Here is a 16,161-nt window from a genome sequence, read left to right on the forward strand (position 1 = left end):
GCATGTTTGAGCATTACCTGAGCCTCCTTATTAAGGCGGTATTCGTCGAAAACATGGCCTTGGCCTTCTTCCTGGGAATGTGTACGTTTCTGGCTCTGTCCAAAAAGATGGAGGCGGCTATTGGTCTCGGGATTGCGGTGGTGGTCGTTCTTTCCGTCACCGTTCCTGTTAACAACGCCATTTACAACGGCTTGCTGCGCGAAGGCGCGCTGAGCTGGGCGGGCTTGCCGAACGTGGATCTGAGTTTCCTTGGATTGCTGACCTATATCGGCGTTATCGCCGCTATCGTACAGATACTGGAGATGGTGCTGGATAAGTTCTTCCCTGCGCTTTATAACGCGCTGGGGGTATTTCTCCCGCTGATTACCGTTAACTGTGCGATCATGGGCGCTTCCTTGTTCATGGTTGAGCGTGATTACACATTCGGAGAGAGTCTGGTGTATGGCTTTGGCGCTGGATTGGGTTGGGCGCTGGCGATCATCGCTCTGGCCGGAATCAGAGAGAAGCTGAAATACAGTGACGTTCCAGAAGGCCTGCGTGGTCTGGGCATCACCTTCATCACCGTTGGTCTGATGTCGCTTGGCTTTATGTCTTTCTCAGGCATTTCTCTGTAATCGGTCCGAACAGGTGAAGGTTGATAACAAATGAACACTGAAATCATATTGGGCGTAGTCATGTTCACCGCCATAGTGCTATCACTAGTGGCGGTGATCCTGGCGGCGCGCGCAAGACTGGTCAGCTCGGGCGACGTCTCCATTGAGGTGAACGGCGATCCCAAACACACAATCAAAACGCCGGCTGGCGGCAAGCTGCTGCAGACTCTGGCTGGAGAGGGCGTGTTCTTATCGTCCGCCTGTGGTGGCGGCGGTAGCTGCGCGCAGTGTAAGTGTAAGGTTTTTGACGGCGGCGGCTCTATGTTGCCGACGGAGAGAGCGCACTTTACGCGTCGCGAAGAAAAAGAAGGCTGGCGCTTGTCCTGTCAGGTTGCTGTTAAGCAGGACATGAAAATCGAGGTGCCGGAAGAGGTCTTTGGCGTGAAGAAGTGGGAGTGCGAGGTGGTTTCCAATCACAACGTCGCCACTTTCATCAAAGAGCTGGTATTGAAACTGCCTGACGGCGAAGTCGTAGACTTCCGCGCTGGCGGTTACGTACAGCTGGAAACCCCGGCATACGACGTCACTTTCGATAAGTTTGAGATTGAAGAGCGCTTCCGCGAAGACTGGGACAAGCACAATCTGTGGCGCTTCCGTTCCGTCGTGAAAGAGCCGGTCATCCGTGCTTACTCTATGGCGAACTATCCAGAAGAGCGTGGCGTATTGAAGTTCAACATCCGTATTGCCACACCGCCTCCAGGCACTAACTTCCCGCCTGGCCAAATGTCTTCCTGGGTTTTCTCTTTGAAGCCTGGCGACAAGGTAACGGTATACGGACCCTTTGGTGAGTTCTTCGCCAAGGAAACTGATGCGGAAATGGTATTTGTTGGCGGCGGCGCCGGTATGGCTCCAATGCGCGCGCATATCTTCGATCAGTTGAAGCGCATCAAGACCAGTCGCAAGATGTCGTTCTGGTACGGCGCTCGCAGCCGTCGTGAAATGTTCTATGTAGACGACTTTGACGGCCTGGCGGCGGAAAACGACAACTTCCAGTGGCATGTGGCTCTGTCTGACCCGTTGCCCGACGATAACTGGACGGGTTACAAAGGCTTCATCCACAACGTACTGTATGAAAACTACCTCAAGGAGCATCCAGCGCCGGAAGACTGTGAGTTCTACATGTGCGGTCCGCCTATGATGAACGCTGCAGTTATCAAGATGCTGAAAGATCTAGGGGTTGAGGACGAGAATATTCTGTTAGACGATTTTGGTGGTTAACATTACTTTTTCGTTCCTTAAAATCAGAAAGCCCGCCAGTGCCTTACTGCTCTCAAGCAGTCTCGCATTGGCGGGCTGCTTTCATTCTGGCCCGGAGTTGCACTCTTCTGAGGGCAAGATCATGGGTACGACCTATCATGTTAAATGGGTGTCTGATTCGGGCGATTCGGAGCAGGAGCTGGCGGCAGGCGTTTTGGCGCAACTGCAACTCGTTGATCGCCTAATGTCGACTTATAAGCCCGAGTCGGAGTTAAGTCGCTTTAATCAGTCTGAGCCTGGAAACTGGTTTGACTTCTCGCCTCAAACGTTTGAAGTATTTCAAATTGCACAAGGCGTGAGCGATATCAGTGGCGGCGCTTTTGACATTACGGTGGGTAAGTTGGTGAATCTGTGGGGCTTCGGTCCTGATCTTCGTCCAATTAAGATTCCGGATGACGCCTTGCTATCCAGCGGGTTGTCCAAAGTCGGCTATCAACATCTCAAATATCAGGCGGAAGGCGACAAAGTCCTCAAAGAGACGGCGATGTACGTTGATCTCTCAGCCGTCGCCAAAGGCTATTCCGTTGACTTGGCGGCCAAGTACCTAGAGTCGCAGGGAGTTACTGATTATCTGGTCGAGGTCGGCGGAGAAGTCATGCTGAGTGGTCATAAACCAGACGGCCAGCCCTGGCGGATAGCCATAGAGTCGCCGATAGTGGGTGAAAGGCGGACTCAGAACGTGCTGGAAATGGATAGAGGCGCGGTTGCCACTTCCGGAGACTATCGTAATTACTTCGAAGAAGATGGCGTACGTTACTCCCACACTATTGACCCCCGTACCGGCAAACCGATTGGCCACAACCTGGCCTCCGTGACAGTCATCGACGATACAGTGGCGCGCGCGGACGCATTGGCGACTTCCTTTATGGTGATGGGACCGGAACAAGGCATGGACGTTGCTGTCAATAACGATATCGCTGTGTTGTTTATTGTTCGGCGGGACGGTAAGTTTGTAGAAGAAACGTCTCCCGCGTTTTTGAAACGTATCAAACGATTGGAGGAGTAGAGCAATGTATGTGTTCCTTGTTGTGTTCGGCGTCATGCTGCTCATCGTTTTGGCCATGTCCATTGGAGTCATCCTTGGCCGCAAGCCTATTTCAGGTTCGTGTGGCGGTATGAGCGCATTAGGTATGGAAGTCGCCTGCGATATTTGCGGCGGCGACAAAAACAAATGTGAAAAAGAGACGGAGGCCGCCAAGCAATCTCAGGCGCAGGCCGAAGATCTCGCATACGACGCCACCCGTAAGGGGTGATGCGCTTACCATATAGAAGCAAATCCGCCGAATGCCTCTTTGGCGTTCAGCGGGTTGCGATTAAGTTGTCGCACGCGACGATGCGCTTATCTGGCGTCGCGATTTAAGTCGTTAATTATAAAGATGTTCCGTCTGGCGGCCTGCGGCGGCTGCGATCCGGCGGAATAGGGTTTCAGGAGACCGATAGCGCATGGCTGAATATCGTTATGATGTGGTTGTAATTGGCGCCGGGCCGGCCGGGGAAGGCGCGGCGATGAATGCTGCGAAGCACGGCAAGCGCGTTGCAGTGATTGAGGATAAAAGTCAGGTTGGCGGTAACTGCACCCATATGGGCACGATTCCGTCGAAAGCGTTGCGTCACGCAGTCAAGCAAATCATCCAGTTCAATACCAATACCATGTTCCGGGATATCGGGGAGCCGCGTTGGTTTTCTTTTCCCAGAGTCCTGCAAAACGCGGAGCGGGTAATCGGCAAGCAGGTAAAAATCCGTACCCAGTTTTACGCCCGCAACAGAGTGGATCTGTATCGCGGTCGAGCCAGTTTTATTGATGAAAATCGCATTGAAGTACGGGGCGGCCTCAACGGCAAAGAAGTCTTATATGGCAAGCAGATTGTCATCGCGACAGGCTCCAGGCCCTATCTGCCTGAAGACGTAGATTTCACGCATCGTCGTATTTATAACAGCGATAGTATTCTCAAGCTGAGTCATACTCCCAGAACGCTGATTATTTACGGGGCCGGGGTAATCGGTTGTGAATACGCCTCCATTTTTGTCGGGTTGGGCGTCAAAGTGGACCTTATTAATCCTGGCGAGCGCTTGCTGTCTTTCCTTGATGGGGAAATTTCGGACGCATTGAGTTATCACCTGAGGGATAACGGGGTGTTGGTGCGTCATAATGAGCAATACGATAGTGTGGTCGGCGATGATCATGGCGTTGTATTGACGATGAAATCCGGCAAGCGTATTCGCGCTGACGCCTTCCTTTGGTGTAACGGTCGCACCGGCAATACCGATAATTTGGGGCTGGAGAATATCGGACTGGAGCCTAATGCTCGCGGACAATTGGCGGTGGATAACCATTACCGCACCAAGATCCCTCACGTATTTGCGGCGGGCGATGTGATCGGCTGGCCAAGCCTGGCCAGCGCCGCCTATGATCAGGGGCGTTCAGCGTCGTCGGAAATAGTGAAAGACGATTTTTTCCGCTTTATTACCGATGTGCCTACAGGGATTTACACGATTCCTGAAATTAGTTCGGTTGGTCGGACAGAAGCGGAACTGACGGAAGCCAAGGTGCCATACGAAGTGGGGCAGGCGTTTTTCAAGGATCTGGCGCGCGCGCAGATTACTGGCGACACGGTCGGTATGCTGAAGCTGCTATTCCATCGCGAAACCATGGAGTTGCTGGGGATTCACTGCTTCGGCGACCAGGCTTCTGAGATCGTGCATATCGGACAGGCGATCATGAATCAGCCTGGCGAACTGAATACCATCGAGTATTTTGTAAACACGACATTCAATTATCCCACTATGGCGGAAGCCTATCGGGTTGCGGCGTTAAACGGCCTTAATCGGATATTTTGATCGGGCTTAGGCGAGGGGGATTGTGCGTCCCGCTCGCCTTCTGTCGTAAAAGCGACTACTGCGCGTGGGTGAGATGCGGCTGCTGGGTTTTCAAGTATTTGAGAACATGGCAGGGGTAATCGGTGATCACGCTGTGTACGCCCAGTTCCTGCAGGCGTAACACGTCAGGAATCATATTCACCGTCCAGGTTGAGACTTCCAGTCCGGCTTTTCTGGCGTCAGCCATCAGCTCTTCATCGGCCAGCTTGTAATACAGCACCAGCATTCGACAGTTTAGCTTGAGTGCAGTTTGTACCGGTCCTGGAAAGCGTTTCTCCGCGACATATCCCGTGTCGATGGAGGCATTCAGTCGTTTGATCTGCTGCAGCACCCAAGAGTTGGATGACGTAACGACGACGCGCCCAAACAGCTTTTCATGTTGGATCAGCTCCACCAGTCTATTACAGAGTATGTTCAGTCTGGGTTTGGTGTCGGTCTTGATTTCCAGCTGTATCGACTGGAACTCGGGACAAACCGCCAGGATATCCTGTAGCGTCGGTACGGGAGCTGGCTCGTGCCAGGGTGGGATATGAAGTCCGGCGTCCAAATCGCCCAATTCCGCCGCCGTTAGCTCCGCCACTTTGGCTGAGTGGCCGGTGGTGCGATTAGTGGTTTTATCATGAATGACCATTAAGTGGCCGTCCTTGCTGAGCTGAAGATCCAGCTCAAAATTGCGGATGCCTTCCCGATAGGGATGAACAAAGCCGGCGACGGTATTTTCCGGCGCTTCGCCCTTGGCGCCCCGATGACCCACAATAATCATATTAAGTTTCCGTTAAATGATCTTTTTATAGATTGCTTGGCGTTTAAGATAGGTTTCCCTGCATAAGTTCGCATCCTCCAGAAAGGCTGGCAAATCCGGCAGGGTCAGAGCCTGGGGGCCATCCACCAGCGCTTTGGATGGGTGAGGGTGGAAGTCCACCAGAACCATATTGGCGCCCGCGATGATTCCCTGGGCAGTGGCGTGGGTGACTTCCAGTATTCCGTCAGGCGCGCGCTCATGATTGCCAACAGAATGCGACGGGTCCACGCAAACAGGCATGCGGGTCAGGCGTTTGATGACAGGGACATGAGCGAAATCCACCAGGTTGCGATGGGGCGCGCCGCCGTCCGTTTTCATTCCGCGCAGACAGAAGACGACATTGGCGTTGCCTTCGCTTGCGAGGTACTCCGCTGCGTTAAGGGATTCATTCAGAGAGATGCCGAATCCTCTTTTCAGAAGCGCTGGATATTCTTTTTGTCTGCCAATGGCTTTGAGAAGTTCAAAGTTTTGCGTATTGCGAGTTCCAATTTGCAGCATGACGCCTGTAGGACGACCGGTTTTCTCCAGGCATTCGTCAATTTCTTCGATGTGGCTTTCGTGGGTAATCTCCATAGCGATTACTTTAATGCCGTACTTGCCCGCCAGTTCGAATACATAAGGCAGACAGTCTTTGCCGTGGCCTTGAAACGTGTACGGATTGGTGCGCGGCTTATAAGCGCCCATACGGGTGCATTGCTGACCGTTCTCTTTAAGGGCGCGCATCATTTCCTCGACATGAGTCGGATTGTCCACCGCACAAAGACCCGCGAATACATGGAAGCTCTCTTGATCGAAAGTCAGTCCATTATAGTGAAATCCGGTGGTGCGCTTGCTGTCCGCGTGGCGGCCAAGAATGCGGTATTCTTCAGAAATACGTACGACTCTCTCAACGGCGGGTAGGGCTTCTAACTCTTCTGCGTTCAGCTTTTTGGTGTCGCCAAGAAGATAAATTTCCGTCAGCTTCTGCTGCCTGCCCTGAATTTCATGCACTTTGCTGGCGACGCCTGGCAACGCGTCAATAAAGTTCAGAGTTTCTCTATAAGCTTCCGAGGAGATGTCGGTATCAGGGTGAAGAATGATCAGCATTGCGGTTTCCTGAGGTATGGGTGGACTCTTGGGGTGGACGGGGTCCGGTGCTTATTGTTTCGCCGCTGAGGCGGCGATATTCCTTATTGGGCTTTGGTGTTTTGGCAGGCCATGCCAGATGCGCGACGCGCAGCGCGTTTTTCTTGTCGTTTGCGCCAGTCATGCCTGATTTTTCGGCGCCACAGGTACTCAACGACAACATATCCCAGCACGGAAAAGAATAGCCCGCATATGAATGAGCCGAAATAGAGCGGCAGCCCAATCTGATAGAGCTTCTCTCCCAGCCAGGCGAAACTGAGTTCAAATTCAAAGTGAACTTTAGGCATGCCTAAAATATGCGCGCCAACCAAATAATTGAAATAAAAAATAGGCGGCATGGTGACGGGGTTACTAATCCATACAAGTGCGACAGCCAGAGGTAGGTTGCAATTCACCCAGACAGCGATGAAGGCGGCCACCACCATCTGAAAAGGCATGGGAATAAAGCTGCAAAACACGCCGACCAGAACGGCCTTGGCGACGGCGTGGCGGTTGATATGCCAGAGATTGGGCTCGTGTAAGATATCGCCTAAAAAGTGCAGTGACTTGTTTTCTCTGAGCTTGTGTGGATTTGGCATCCACTTCTTGATGAAATCTTTAGGCATTTGCTGGTTACAACCGCGTGAAAGTCGTATAGAGTGCTGCTCCGAAAAAAGCCGCCATATATTAGAGTGTAATGTAAATTTAGGGAACAACCGATGCGCACATGGATGCTCGCGCTAACAGCCGGATGGCTAACAGTTTTTTTATTCGGCCATCACTGGCTTTCATTCATTTCCCGATATGTCTGGATATTCCCCTTTCTAAGCATTTTAGCCTTGCTGGGCATTATTGCGGGGAGTCTCAGCGGCCGAGGTCGCTATTATACCCCGGCATTGTTTCTGTTTGGGGTCATTTTCGCCGGATTTCGATTACAAAATATTGCGGAACCCCTGCCTCCGTCACTGCTTGGCGAATCGTTGCAACTGCATGGCAGGGTATGTGGTCCCGTGCGCGCCGGTAACGTGCAGTCCTTTTCCTTCTGTGTCGTTGAAGCTCGTGAGGGTGGCGTTTTGCTGCCTGAGTTAGCGGGCAGGGTGGTGCGTTTAACTTGCTATTATTGCGACATGGCGTTGCATGAATCCATGCGCTATTCCCTTCGGGCGAAGTTAAAAGACCTTCGGCCATTACAAAACTTTCATGAACCGTGGGCTTGGCAGAAACTATGGCGGTCTGGTCTGTACGCCAGAGGCTCCATTGTTCAGGGTTCCATTGAATCCTGGAGGATAAATCAGGCGGATGGGGTTATGGATAGTTTGACTAACCTCCGATCCCGTATACGAGACCAAGTCCGTTCGATAACGGAGTCGATGGCGCGTCAGCGAAGCTTCTTGGCGCTATTTCTGGGGGTTCGCTCCGAGCTGGATGAGTCGCAATGGGATGTGCTGAGGCGCTCGGGTTTAACGCATCTATTGGTGATATCAGGCCTTCATATCGGGCTGATAGCCATGTTGGTTATGTTCACCCTTCGCTGGATGTTTTGCTGGCTCCCGCGACAGTTCGCCGACTGGATTGCATGTGGCCTGACCATACTGACGATACTTTCCTATGTCGCTCTGATCGATTACGGCCTGCCTGCTTTGCGAGCCTCGTTGGCTGTGTCTTTCGCACTGCTTATGCTGCGATTGCGTCGCCGGATATTGCCATCGACCTTCTTTATCGCCGTTCTTTCCTGCAGTTTATTACTGGACCCTCTCGCGCCTTGGAGCGCAGGGTTTTGGCTGTCCTTTGTGGCGGTTGGGTTGCTATTTGCCGCGTTTAGTCATCGGCCGCTGCAGTCCTTTTCAAAATGGGGAGCGCTATGGCGGTCGCAAATGGTTTTGACCATTGGGCTTGCGGGGTTTCTTGCAATAAGTTTTCAGCAGATCCCGTCGTCGGCTCCATTGGCTAACCTCATTGCAACTCCGTTAATTACGCTAATTGTGGTTCCCTTGGGATTGCTGGCGCTTGTCGTGGGTCTGGTTTGGCCGTCGGGTGGGGAGGTGCTGCTGCGGATGACGGATGTCTGCCTGGATGGATTCTGGCGGGTGGCTGAGATGGCCTCGCTGGGTCCCATTTTGCAGGCTCCTTTGGAGGCGACGCTGGCGTCAGTCGGGTTCATCTTTGTCGGAATCTGTACGGCGGCGGCTATGCGGGCGCCGGGCGCCGTCTGGTTCGTCGGACTGCTCGCTCTGCTTGGAATGGGGATGCGCGAGCAAGATGAACCGGTTTGGTTCCGCTATACCTTGCTGGATGTGGGGCAGGGATTGGCGTCTGTTATAGAAAGCCGCGGTGAGACGGTTTTGTATGATGCTGGGCCAGGGTTCGTTGATGGATGGAGCGCCGGCGAGGCTGTGGTCGGGCCCTATTTGCGGTCTGTTGGCGTCGAAGGGCTGAAGTACGCTGTCATCAGTCATGGAGATAGCGATCACGCTGGCGGTTGGGATGCTGTGCGTTCAACTTTCGCCGTAGCGTCCGCGTTATCTGGCGAGCCGGAGAGAGTGGCGGGAACCAGTCTCTGTGTCGCAGGGGCCGATTATTGGGTCGGCGCGGCGAAAATGGAGGTCCTTTGGCCCCTGAAGGAAGTGAGTGGGAAAAGCAATAATCGCTCCTGCGTTATACGCTTGACGGTGGGAGAGTTGGGCATACTGATGACAGGAGACATTGAAGCGTCAGCGCAACGGGCGCTATTGACCGAAGCTAAAAGCAAACTGGCGTCTGACATAATGGTGTCGCCGCATCATGGTAGCGCCTCCAGCTTTTTGCCTGAGTTTGCGTCCGCTGTGTCGCCCCGGGTCGTTATCGCCTCTGCAGGTTATCTCAATCCCTTTGGGCATCCGCACAAGTTGGTGCGAGATTGGTTTGTACGCAGAGATGCGATTTTCTATAACACGGCTCAGGTCGGTGCTGTTCAGGTGTCGATCGAAGAAGCCGGAGGCGCAATTAAAATACAGTTTGGCGGACCTTTGGACGAGGTTTGGATGACGCTGGATAAGAATCGCTGATTCTGTGAACAGCCCCGTGCTTTTAAGGGGCTAAGATTACTTTCCTATAAGCTTTTGCTGTTACGGTTTGTTTATAGGCTGTGGTAAAGTATGGCAATTTTTTTGAGGAGACAGATGCGTGTACGAGTTGTTAAAGGCCGGCGGCTTGATAATGATCCCTATTTTGCTGTGTTCAGTGGTGGCTTTAGCGATCATTATTGAAAGATTCTGGACTCTGCGGCCGCAAAAAGTTGCGCCGCGCTCAATTGTTAACGATTTGATGGCGCGCCTTAAGAAAAAAGAGCTTAATGGCAAAACCCTGAAAGACCTTCAACAATCCACACCCTTAGGGCGCGTTCTCGCCGCTGGTCTGATCAACGCCAAGCATGGCCGTGAGATCATGAAAGAAAGTATTGAGGAGGAAGCCAGTCATGTTGTGCATGAACTGGAGCGTTTCCTGACGGCGTTGGGTTCGGTTGCGGCGATTACGCCGCTGTTGGGACTGTTGGGTACGGTCATCGGGATGATTGACGTGTTCGCCGAAATTCAAATCGCGGGAACGGGCAATACGCAGGCGTTGGCGGGCGGTATTTCCAAGGCGCTGATCACTACTGCAGTTGGTCTGACGATCGCGATCCCTGCGCTGGTATGCCACCGTTACTTCCAGCGTCGCGTTGATGAGCTGGTGGTTGAGATGGAGCAGCAGGCGCTAAAGCTGGTTGAAGTCGTACACGGCGATCGTGACGTCGACATGAGCGGAGTAAAAAGCAAGTGAAATTCCGGCGCCAATCCAGAGAAGAGTTGTCAGTAAACGTAACGCCTCTGATTGACGTTGTTTTTCTGCTGCTGATCTTCTTTATGGTCTCGACCACGTTCACCAAGGAAAGTCGTCTTGCGGTGGAGCTGCCGAAGGCTTCTGGCGAAGCGTCTGAAAACCTGGTGGATCAGATTGAGGTCGTGATCAACAAAGATGGTCAGTACACCGTTAATCAGCGAGTGCTGATCAATAGTCAGATCGCTACCTTGAAAAGGGCGGTGGAGCAGTTGTCTCAAGGCAAGAATGACCTTCCGTTCATCGTAACGGCGGACGCCAAGACCCCCCACGAGTATGTCGTTCGGGCAATGGACGTCGCCGGTCAGCTTGGATATCAGAAGTTGAGCATCACCACTCAACGCACCGAAGCCGAATAACGTTATCCTGACTAAGGGCTGACATGTCAAAAGTCGCAAAGCAGTATGCCGGCGCGCAAGTGTACGGCAGGCTGCTGTCTTATTTGAAGCCGTTATGGAAGGTCTTCGCTTTAGCGGTTCTGGGTAATGTGATTTATGCATTGGCCAGCGCCGCAATGGCGGACGCCACCAAATACATCGTCGCGGCGATCGAAACTCCAAGCCCGGAAGGGCGGTTGCTGGTTCCCATGCTGATCATTGGTATTTTCGCATTGCGCGGCTTGGGGTCATTCTGCGGTGGTTATTTCATGGCCCGAGTGGCCAGAGGTATTGTTCACAGGATGCGCCTGGAGCTATTTCGCCATCTGACTGTATTGCCGTGTCGCTTCTTCGACTCCAATTCAACCGGGCATTTGGTGTCCCGAATTACCTACAACGTGGATCAAGTGACAGGCGCCGCCACCAATGCGATTACTGTTGTCTTGCGTGAAGGGTTCACCGTCATCGGGTTGATGGGGTATATGATCTATGTAAGCTGGAAGCTGACGCTTTTATTTCTTGTCCTTGGCCCTATCATTGGCGTTCTCATCGGTTACGTCTCCAAGCGCTTTCGGCGCATTAGCCGCCGCATACAGAGCAGTATGGGGGATGTTACGCATGTGGCCTCAGAATCCATTGGCGGATATCGCGTCATGCGCACTTTTGGCGGTGAGGAATACGAGTTCAACCGTTTCATGAAAGCTAGTGAGTACAACATCACGCAGGCGTTGAAGATGTCGCTCACTCAGGCGCTATCGACGCCAATCATCCAGCTGGTTATCTCTGTATTTATTGCTCTGTTGGTCTGGTTGGCGCTCAGCCCCGAAGTCCGTGGGAATATGAGCACGGGTGAATTTTTGGCGTATATTACTGCGGCGACCACCTGCGCTAAGCCAATCAGGCAGCTTACTGAGGTGAACGCTGTCATACAGCGAGGGATTTCAGCCGCGCAGGATGTGTTCATGCAACTGGATGAGCCGGTAGAAAAGGATGAGGGCTCCTATGTGGCTGATAGGGTGCAGGGGCGACTGGAATTCAAAAGCCTGGGCTTTGCATACAGCGATGAAGGCAAACCTGCGCTGCAGGAGATTAACCTCGTCATCGAACCCGGCGAAACCGTGGCGCTGGTTGGAAGGTCCGGCAGTGGAAAATCGACTTTGGTCAACCTTCTGCCAAGATTTTATGATTATGAGCAGGGTGAAATCCTATTGGATGGGAAGCCGCTTAAGGACTTTGCTCTGACCTCTTTGAGGCGACAAATTTCCATCGTGACTCAGCAGGTCGTGCTGTTTAACGATACGGTTACCAATAATATCGCCTATGGCGCGTTGGCTGACGCTACGCCTGAACAGGTGCGGGAGGCTGCGAAATCTGCTGATGCGCTGGGCTTTATTGAGCAATTGGAGCAGGGGTTTGATACGTTGCTGGGTGAAAACGGGACGCGCTTGTCCGGAGGGCAGCGGCAGCGGATGGTTATTGCGCGGGCATTGCTGAAAGACTCGCCTATATTGATTCTCGATGAGGCCACTTCTGCGCTGGATACCCATGCGGAGCGGAATATTCAGAGCGCGCTGGAAACCTTGATGAAGGGGCGCACTACGTTGGTGGTCGCTCACAGGCTTTCCACGATTGAGAATGCAGATAAGATAGTGGTCATGGATCAGGGGCGTATTGTGGAAGTTGGTTCACATCGCGAATTGATAGAAAAGGACGGCGCATACGCGGCTTTGCACAAGCTGCAATTCAGTGAAGCGGACGCATGATCGCATGGGTTGAGCGAGTCTGGTATGGCGGCTCGCGCTGGAAATTTCTGCTGTGGCCATTGTCATGGCTCTATCTGTTGGTCGTCGCAATCAGAAAAACTCTCTTTGCTGTGATCAAGTCCTCGGCTTCTGAGGCTGGTTCGGCGTCCATACGTCCGCCAATAATTGTGGTGGGCAATCTGACGGTGGGGGGCGCTGGAAAAACCCCGTTGGTGGTGGCTTTGGTGGAGCACTTTCAGCGTCGAGGGTTGAGACCCGGCGTTGTAAGCCGGGGTTACGGGGGTGTAAGCGAGTCATACCCTGTCTTGGTGGAGCGTAACCCTGACCCAGGAGTTACGGGCGATGAGCCGGCCTTGATTTATATGCGCACCGGGTGCCCGGTTGTAGTGGCGCCCAAGCGGGCGCAAGCGTTGCAAACACTGTTGGATATGTATGATTGCGATGTGGTGATTAGCGACGATGGCTTACAGCATCTGGCGCTGCCCCGGGATATGGAGGTCGTGGTGGTGGACGCGCAACGGGGGTGGGGGAATGGACTTTGCCTTCCGGCTGGTCCTTTGAGGGAGCCTGTCAGGCGTTTGCAGTCGGTGGATCTGGTCGTCAGTAATGGTTTGCATGCGCAGGTCAACGCCGATTACACGATGCAATTGCGCCCTGGGCGCTGGAAAAAAGTCTCCGGCGACGAAGAGAGAGGCGTCAATTACTTTGCTGGATATACTGCGCACGCTGTTGCGGCAATTGGCAACCCGGGTCGCTTTTTCGCGACGTTGGCGGATCTGGATGTCGCCTCTATTCAGCACGCATTCCCTGATCATTACAGTTACGCTCAGAAGGATATAGAATTCAACGATGACCTCCCTGTCTTGATGACGGAGAAAGATGCGGTCAAGTGTAAATCGTTCAATCTTGAAAACGCCTGGTACCTGGAAGTCGGCGCCGAGCTGAACTCTGCGTTTTATGAGAGGGTCGACGCCAGGCTAAACGAATTGCGGAGTCACAAAAAAGATGGATAAAAAACTATTGGCCATCCTTGCCTGTCCGGTTTGTAAGGGCGACTTGAAGTATGATCGGGAGAAGCAGGAATTGGTCTGTAAAAACGATGGTATGGCTTTTCCTATTCGCGACGGTATTCCGGTGATGCTTGAAAAAGAAGCGCGTACGCTGACCACGGATGAGCGATTGGGTTGATATGAGCGCATTTACGATAATTATTCCCGCCCGCTATGGTTCTTCAAGATTGCCAGGCAAGCCATTACTGGACATTGCCGGCAAGCCCATGATCGCACATGTGTACGATAGGGCGCGTGAGAGTTTGGCCAAGCGTATATATGTCGCTACGGACGATGCGAGAATTGCCGAGGCGGTGGAAGGTTTTGGCGGCTCTGTCCTGATGACTCGTGCGGATCATCCTTCTGGCACGGATCGCTTGGCGGAATGCGCGGATACTCTTGAGTTGGACGATGATGAAATTGTCGTCAATGTGCAAGGGGATGAACCGATGCTGCCAGCTGAGTTGATCTCACAGGTCGCCAACAATTTGGCGGCGAACCCGCAAGCGGGAATCGCAACCCTGTGTGAAAGAATTCATGACAGGGAAACCTTGTTTAATCCTAATGCGGTCAAAGTGGTGAAAAACGAGGCCGGCATGGCGTTGTATTTCTCACGGGCGCCGATTCCATGGGCGCGGGATTATTTTGCGGATGCTGACGCTGGGTTGCCTCCCACATATGACTTCTATCGCCACATAGGCATCTACGCATACCGAGTTGGCTTTTTGCGCGATTATGTGACTTGGGGGAGCTGTCCTCTTGAGGGGATTGAAAGCCTTGAGCAGCTACGCGCCATGTGGCGAGGCGTGCCTATTCATGTGGATGTAGCGGCGAAGGCTCCGCCGGCGGGTGTGGATACGGAAGCTGACCTGCAGCGGGTGCGCGCAGTGATGGCCAAGTCATCATGATAAATATTTTGTTTGTGTGCATGGGCAATATCTGCCGGTCGCCCACAGCGCATGGCGTATTTGAAGTATTCCTAGCGCGCGCAGGTCTGACTGACAGCGTGGCGGTGGATTCCGCCGGCACAGGCGGTTGGCATGCTGGTGAGCCGCCTGATCGTCGTGCTCGTGATTTTGCCGGGAAGCGTGGTTATTTCCTTGATCATATTCGTGCCCGCCAAGTGACCCCGGACGACTTTGAGCAGTTTGATCTGGTGTTGGCGATGGACCGGGATAATCTCGCCAACTTGCAGCGTATGTGCCCCAAGAAGCACCAGAGTAAAGTGAGGTTGTTTTTGAGCTTCGCCTCGTCGAACGACGAGCGTGAAGTACCTGACCCCTACTACGGTGGTCCTCAAGGGTTTGAGCATGTGCTGGACTTGGTGGAAGACGCCTGTGAAGGGCTTGTAGAACATGTTCGAGAGCAATTAAAGCATCGTGGTTGATATGCGTTGGGAATTGAATGCGGATCTGGCGATGCGCCACACCATGGGCTGCCCCGCTCGAGTGGCGCGTATGGTGTCTGTGACGAGTATTAATGATATTCGTTGTGTGTTGTCCGAGTTAAAGTCCGCATCTTCCCCTGCTTTTGTGCTTGGCGGCGGCAGTAACGTCGTTTTCACCCGCGATCTTGCGGGTGTCGTCATTAAGATGGAGAATCGCGGCGTCAGTGTGGATGCTTCAGGTTCGGGCGACGATATCGTGCGGGCGGCTGCAGGAGAGAACTGGCATGAGTTTGTCTGGTGGACGTTGGCGCGAAGCTACGTCGGGCTGGAGAATCTGGCCCTGATACCGGGCACAGTTGGCGCCGCGCCTATTCAAAACATCGGCGCCTATGGCGTGGAGCTAAAGGATCGATTGCACTCTGTGCGGGCGGTCCATATGGATACGCTGGAGGAAAGAGAGTTTTCTCTTTCTGAGTGTTGCTTTGGTTATCGCGACAGCTTTTTTAAGTCGGAGCAGGGTAGGCGATGGCTTATTTGGGAGGTGGCTTTCAGGCTGTCGTCAGATACTCCATTGGTTCTTGAGTATGCGGAGTTGAGACGGCGCTGGGAATTGGCGGGCGCTCCGGCTGAAGCCAGCGCTGTCGCGAAAATAGTGGAAGCGATTAGAGCTGAGAAACTGCCTGATCCGGCGCAAGTGCCCAACTCCGGCAGCTTTTTCAAAAACCCCGTTGTGTCTGAGGCGCGCTTTCTTGCGTTGAGCGAGAAGTATCCTGAAATGGTATCTTTTCCCTTGCCGGACGGCTCACGCAAGTTGGCGGCGGGTTGGCTGATTCAGGCTTGTGGTTGGAAAGGGTTTCTTGAAAGCGGCGTCGGCGTATATCCCAAGCAGGCTTTAGTGCTTATCAATCCTGGCCATAAGCCTGGTAGTGAAGTGAAATTACTTGCCTCAAGAATACAGGCTTCTGTTGAGGAGCGTTTTGGCGTGTCCCTGGAAGTCGAGCCTCTCATTTTGTAAACAATCTATGTGTCATTTACTT

At 53.1% G+C, this 16,161-nt stretch carries 17 protein-coding genes; 14 read left to right on the forward strand and 3 right to left on the reverse strand.

What is annotated here, in order from left to right; all coding sequences use genetic code 11:
- The first annotated feature begins 2 nt into the window (after positions 1–2).
- From nqrE to sthA, 5 genes are all read left to right on the forward strand, one after another.
- Complete coding sequence (gene nqrE / locus HCH_RS12160) at positions 3–614, forward strand: NADH:ubiquinone reductase (Na(+)-transporting) subunit E (protein ID WP_011396546.1); 612 nt, start codon at positions 3–5, stop codon at positions 612–614.
- Between the two features lie 30 nt (positions 615–644).
- The gene (gene nqrF, locus HCH_RS12165; RefSeq protein ID WP_011396547.1) at positions 645–1,871 is read left to right on the forward strand and encodes an NADH:ubiquinone reductase (Na(+)-transporting) subunit F; all 1,227 of its coding nucleotides are present in this window, start codon (positions 645–647) and stop codon (positions 1,869–1,871) included.
- Positions 1,872–1,992: 121 nt separating this feature from the next.
- Positions 1,993–2,916 (forward strand): FAD:protein FMN transferase, encoded by a 924-nt coding sequence (locus tag HCH_RS12170; RefSeq protein WP_011396548.1) that lies wholly within the window; start codon positions 1,993–1,995, stop codon positions 2,914–2,916.
- 4 nt (positions 2,917–2,920) lie between these two features.
- Complete coding sequence (gene nqrM, locus HCH_RS12175; RefSeq protein WP_011396549.1) at positions 2,921–3,163, forward strand: (Na+)-NQR maturation NqrM; 243 nt, start codon at positions 2,921–2,923, stop codon at positions 3,161–3,163.
- 190 nt (positions 3,164–3,353) lie between these two features.
- Positions 3,354–4,748, forward strand: coding sequence for a Si-specific NAD(P)(+) transhydrogenase (sthA, locus tag HCH_RS12180; RefSeq protein WP_011396551.1), 1,395 nt, complete (start codon positions 3,354–3,356; stop codon positions 4,746–4,748).
- Between the two features lie 55 nt (positions 4,749–4,803).
- Here the strand turns inward: sthA and HCH_RS12185 are convergent, their stop codons facing one another.
- The 3 genes from HCH_RS12185 to HCH_RS12195 form a co-directional block, all read right to left on the reverse strand.
- The gene (locus tag HCH_RS12185; RefSeq protein WP_011396552.1) at positions 4,804–5,550 is read right to left on the reverse strand and encodes a glycerophosphodiester phosphodiesterase; all 747 of its coding nucleotides are present in this window, start codon (positions 5,548–5,550) and stop codon (positions 4,804–4,806) included.
- 12 nt (positions 5,551–5,562) lie between these two features.
- Positions 5,563–6,675, reverse strand: coding sequence for a 3-deoxy-7-phosphoheptulonate synthase (locus tag HCH_RS12190; RefSeq protein ID WP_011396553.1), 1,113 nt, complete (start codon positions 6,673–6,675; stop codon positions 5,563–5,565).
- An 83-nt stretch (positions 6,676–6,758) separates the two neighbouring features.
- Complete coding sequence (locus tag HCH_RS12195; RefSeq protein ID WP_238384993.1) at positions 6,759–7,409, reverse strand: DUF2062 domain-containing protein; 651 nt, start codon at positions 7,407–7,409, stop codon at positions 6,759–6,761.
- A gap of 429 nt (positions 7,410–7,838) precedes the next feature.
- On the opposite strand from HCH_RS12195, the gene HCH_RS12200 reads away from it, so the two are divergent.
- The 9 genes from HCH_RS12200 to murB all read left to right on the forward strand — a co-directional run bounded on the left by HCH_RS12200 (position 7,839) and on the right by murB (position 16,139).
- On the forward strand, positions 7,839–9,737 hold the full coding sequence (locus HCH_RS12200; protein ID WP_274377850.1) for a DNA internalization-related competence protein ComEC/Rec2: 1,899 nt from the start codon (positions 7,839–7,841) through the stop codon (positions 9,735–9,737).
- A 118-nt stretch (positions 9,738–9,855) separates the two neighbouring features.
- Positions 9,856–10,491, forward strand: a complete 636-nt coding sequence (locus HCH_RS12205; RefSeq protein ID WP_011396556.1) for a MotA/TolQ/ExbB proton channel family protein — start codon at positions 9,856–9,858, stop codon at positions 10,489–10,491.
- A complete protein-coding gene (locus tag HCH_RS12210) occupies positions 10,488–10,907 on the forward strand; it encodes an ExbD/TolR family protein (protein WP_011396557.1) in 420 nt (139 codons plus the stop codon). The genes HCH_RS12205 and HCH_RS12210 overlap by 4 nt, the downstream gene beginning before the upstream one ends.
- Positions 10,908–10,930: 23 nt before the next feature.
- On the forward strand, positions 10,931–12,688 hold the full coding sequence (msbA, locus tag HCH_RS12215) for a lipid A export permease/ATP-binding protein MsbA (protein ID WP_011396558.1): 1,758 nt from the start codon (positions 10,931–10,933) through the stop codon (positions 12,686–12,688).
- Positions 12,685–13,701: a tetraacyldisaccharide 4'-kinase gene (lpxK, locus tag HCH_RS12220; protein WP_011396559.1), complete on the forward strand. Its 1,017-nt coding sequence runs from the start codon at positions 12,685–12,687 to the stop codon at positions 13,699–13,701. The genes msbA and lpxK overlap by 4 nt, the downstream gene beginning before the upstream one ends.
- Entirely contained in the window at positions 13,694–13,876 is a 183-nt protein-coding gene (locus HCH_RS12225) for a Trm112 family protein (protein WP_011396560.1), read from the forward strand. Before lpxK ends, HCH_RS12225 begins: the two co-directional genes overlap by 8 nt.
- A gap of 1 nt (position 13,877) precedes the next feature.
- Positions 13,878–14,645, forward strand: coding sequence for a 3-deoxy-manno-octulosonate cytidylyltransferase (kdsB, locus tag HCH_RS12230; RefSeq protein ID WP_011396561.1), 768 nt, complete (start codon positions 13,878–13,880; stop codon positions 14,643–14,645).
- A complete protein-coding gene (locus HCH_RS12235; protein WP_085944399.1) occupies positions 14,642–15,124 on the forward strand; it encodes a low molecular weight protein-tyrosine-phosphatase in 483 nt (160 codons plus the stop codon). The genes kdsB and HCH_RS12235 overlap by 4 nt, the downstream gene beginning before the upstream one ends.
- A gap of 1 nt (position 15,125) precedes the next feature.
- Positions 15,126–16,139 (forward strand): UDP-N-acetylmuramate dehydrogenase, encoded by a 1,014-nt coding sequence (gene murB, locus HCH_RS12240; protein WP_011396563.1) that lies wholly within the window; start codon positions 15,126–15,128, stop codon positions 16,137–16,139.
- Positions 16,140–16,161 lie beyond the last annotated feature (22 nt).

Source organism: Hahella chejuensis KCTC 2396, assembly GCF_000012985.1.
Lineage (GTDB): Bacteria > Pseudomonadota > Gammaproteobacteria > Pseudomonadales > Oleiphilaceae > Hahella > Hahella chejuensis.

Bases quoted from the DNA above. Each gene is read 5' to 3' on its own strand.
- kdsB (WP_011396561.1), top strand. From the start codon at position 13,878: ATGAGCGCATTTACGATAATTATTCCCGCCCGCTATGGTTCTTCAAGA.
- sthA (WP_011396551.1), top strand. From the start codon at position 3,354: ATGGCTGAATATCGTTATGATGTGGTTGTAATTGGCGCCGGGCCGGCC.
- msbA (WP_011396558.1), top strand. From the start codon at position 10,931: ATGTCAAAAGTCGCAAAGCAGTATGCCGGCGCGCAAGTGTACGGCAGG.
- HCH_RS12170 (WP_011396548.1), top strand. From the start codon at position 1,993: ATGGGTACGACCTATCATGTTAAATGGGTGTCTGATTCGGGCGATTCG.
- nqrF (WP_011396547.1), top strand. From the start codon at position 645: ATGAACACTGAAATCATATTGGGCGTAGTCATGTTCACCGCCATAGTG.
- HCH_RS12235 (WP_085944399.1), top strand. From the start codon at position 14,642: ATGATAAATATTTTGTTTGTGTGCATGGGCAATATCTGCCGGTCGCCC.
- lpxK (WP_011396559.1), top strand. From the start codon at position 12,685: ATGATCGCATGGGTTGAGCGAGTCTGGTATGGCGGCTCGCGCTGGAAA.
- HCH_RS12190 (WP_011396553.1), bottom strand. From the start codon at position 6,675: ATGCTGATCATTCTTCACCCTGATACCGACATCTCCTCGGAAGCTTAT.
- HCH_RS12185 (WP_011396552.1), bottom strand. From the start codon at position 5,550: ATGATTATTGTGGGTCATCGGGGCGCCAAGGGCGAAGCGCCGGAAAAT.
- HCH_RS12225 (WP_011396560.1), top strand. From the start codon at position 13,694: ATGGATAAAAAACTATTGGCCATCCTTGCCTGTCCGGTTTGTAAGGGC.
- HCH_RS12200 (WP_274377850.1), top strand. From the start codon at position 7,839: ATGCGCTATTCCCTTCGGGCGAAGTTAAAAGACCTTCGGCCATTACAA.
- nqrM (WP_011396549.1), top strand. From the start codon at position 2,921: ATGTATGTGTTCCTTGTTGTGTTCGGCGTCATGCTGCTCATCGTTTTG.
- nqrE (WP_011396546.1), top strand. From the start codon at position 3: ATGTTTGAGCATTACCTGAGCCTCCTTATTAAGGCGGTATTCGTCGAA.
- murB (WP_011396563.1), top strand. From the start codon at position 15,126: ATGCGTTGGGAATTGAATGCGGATCTGGCGATGCGCCACACCATGGGC.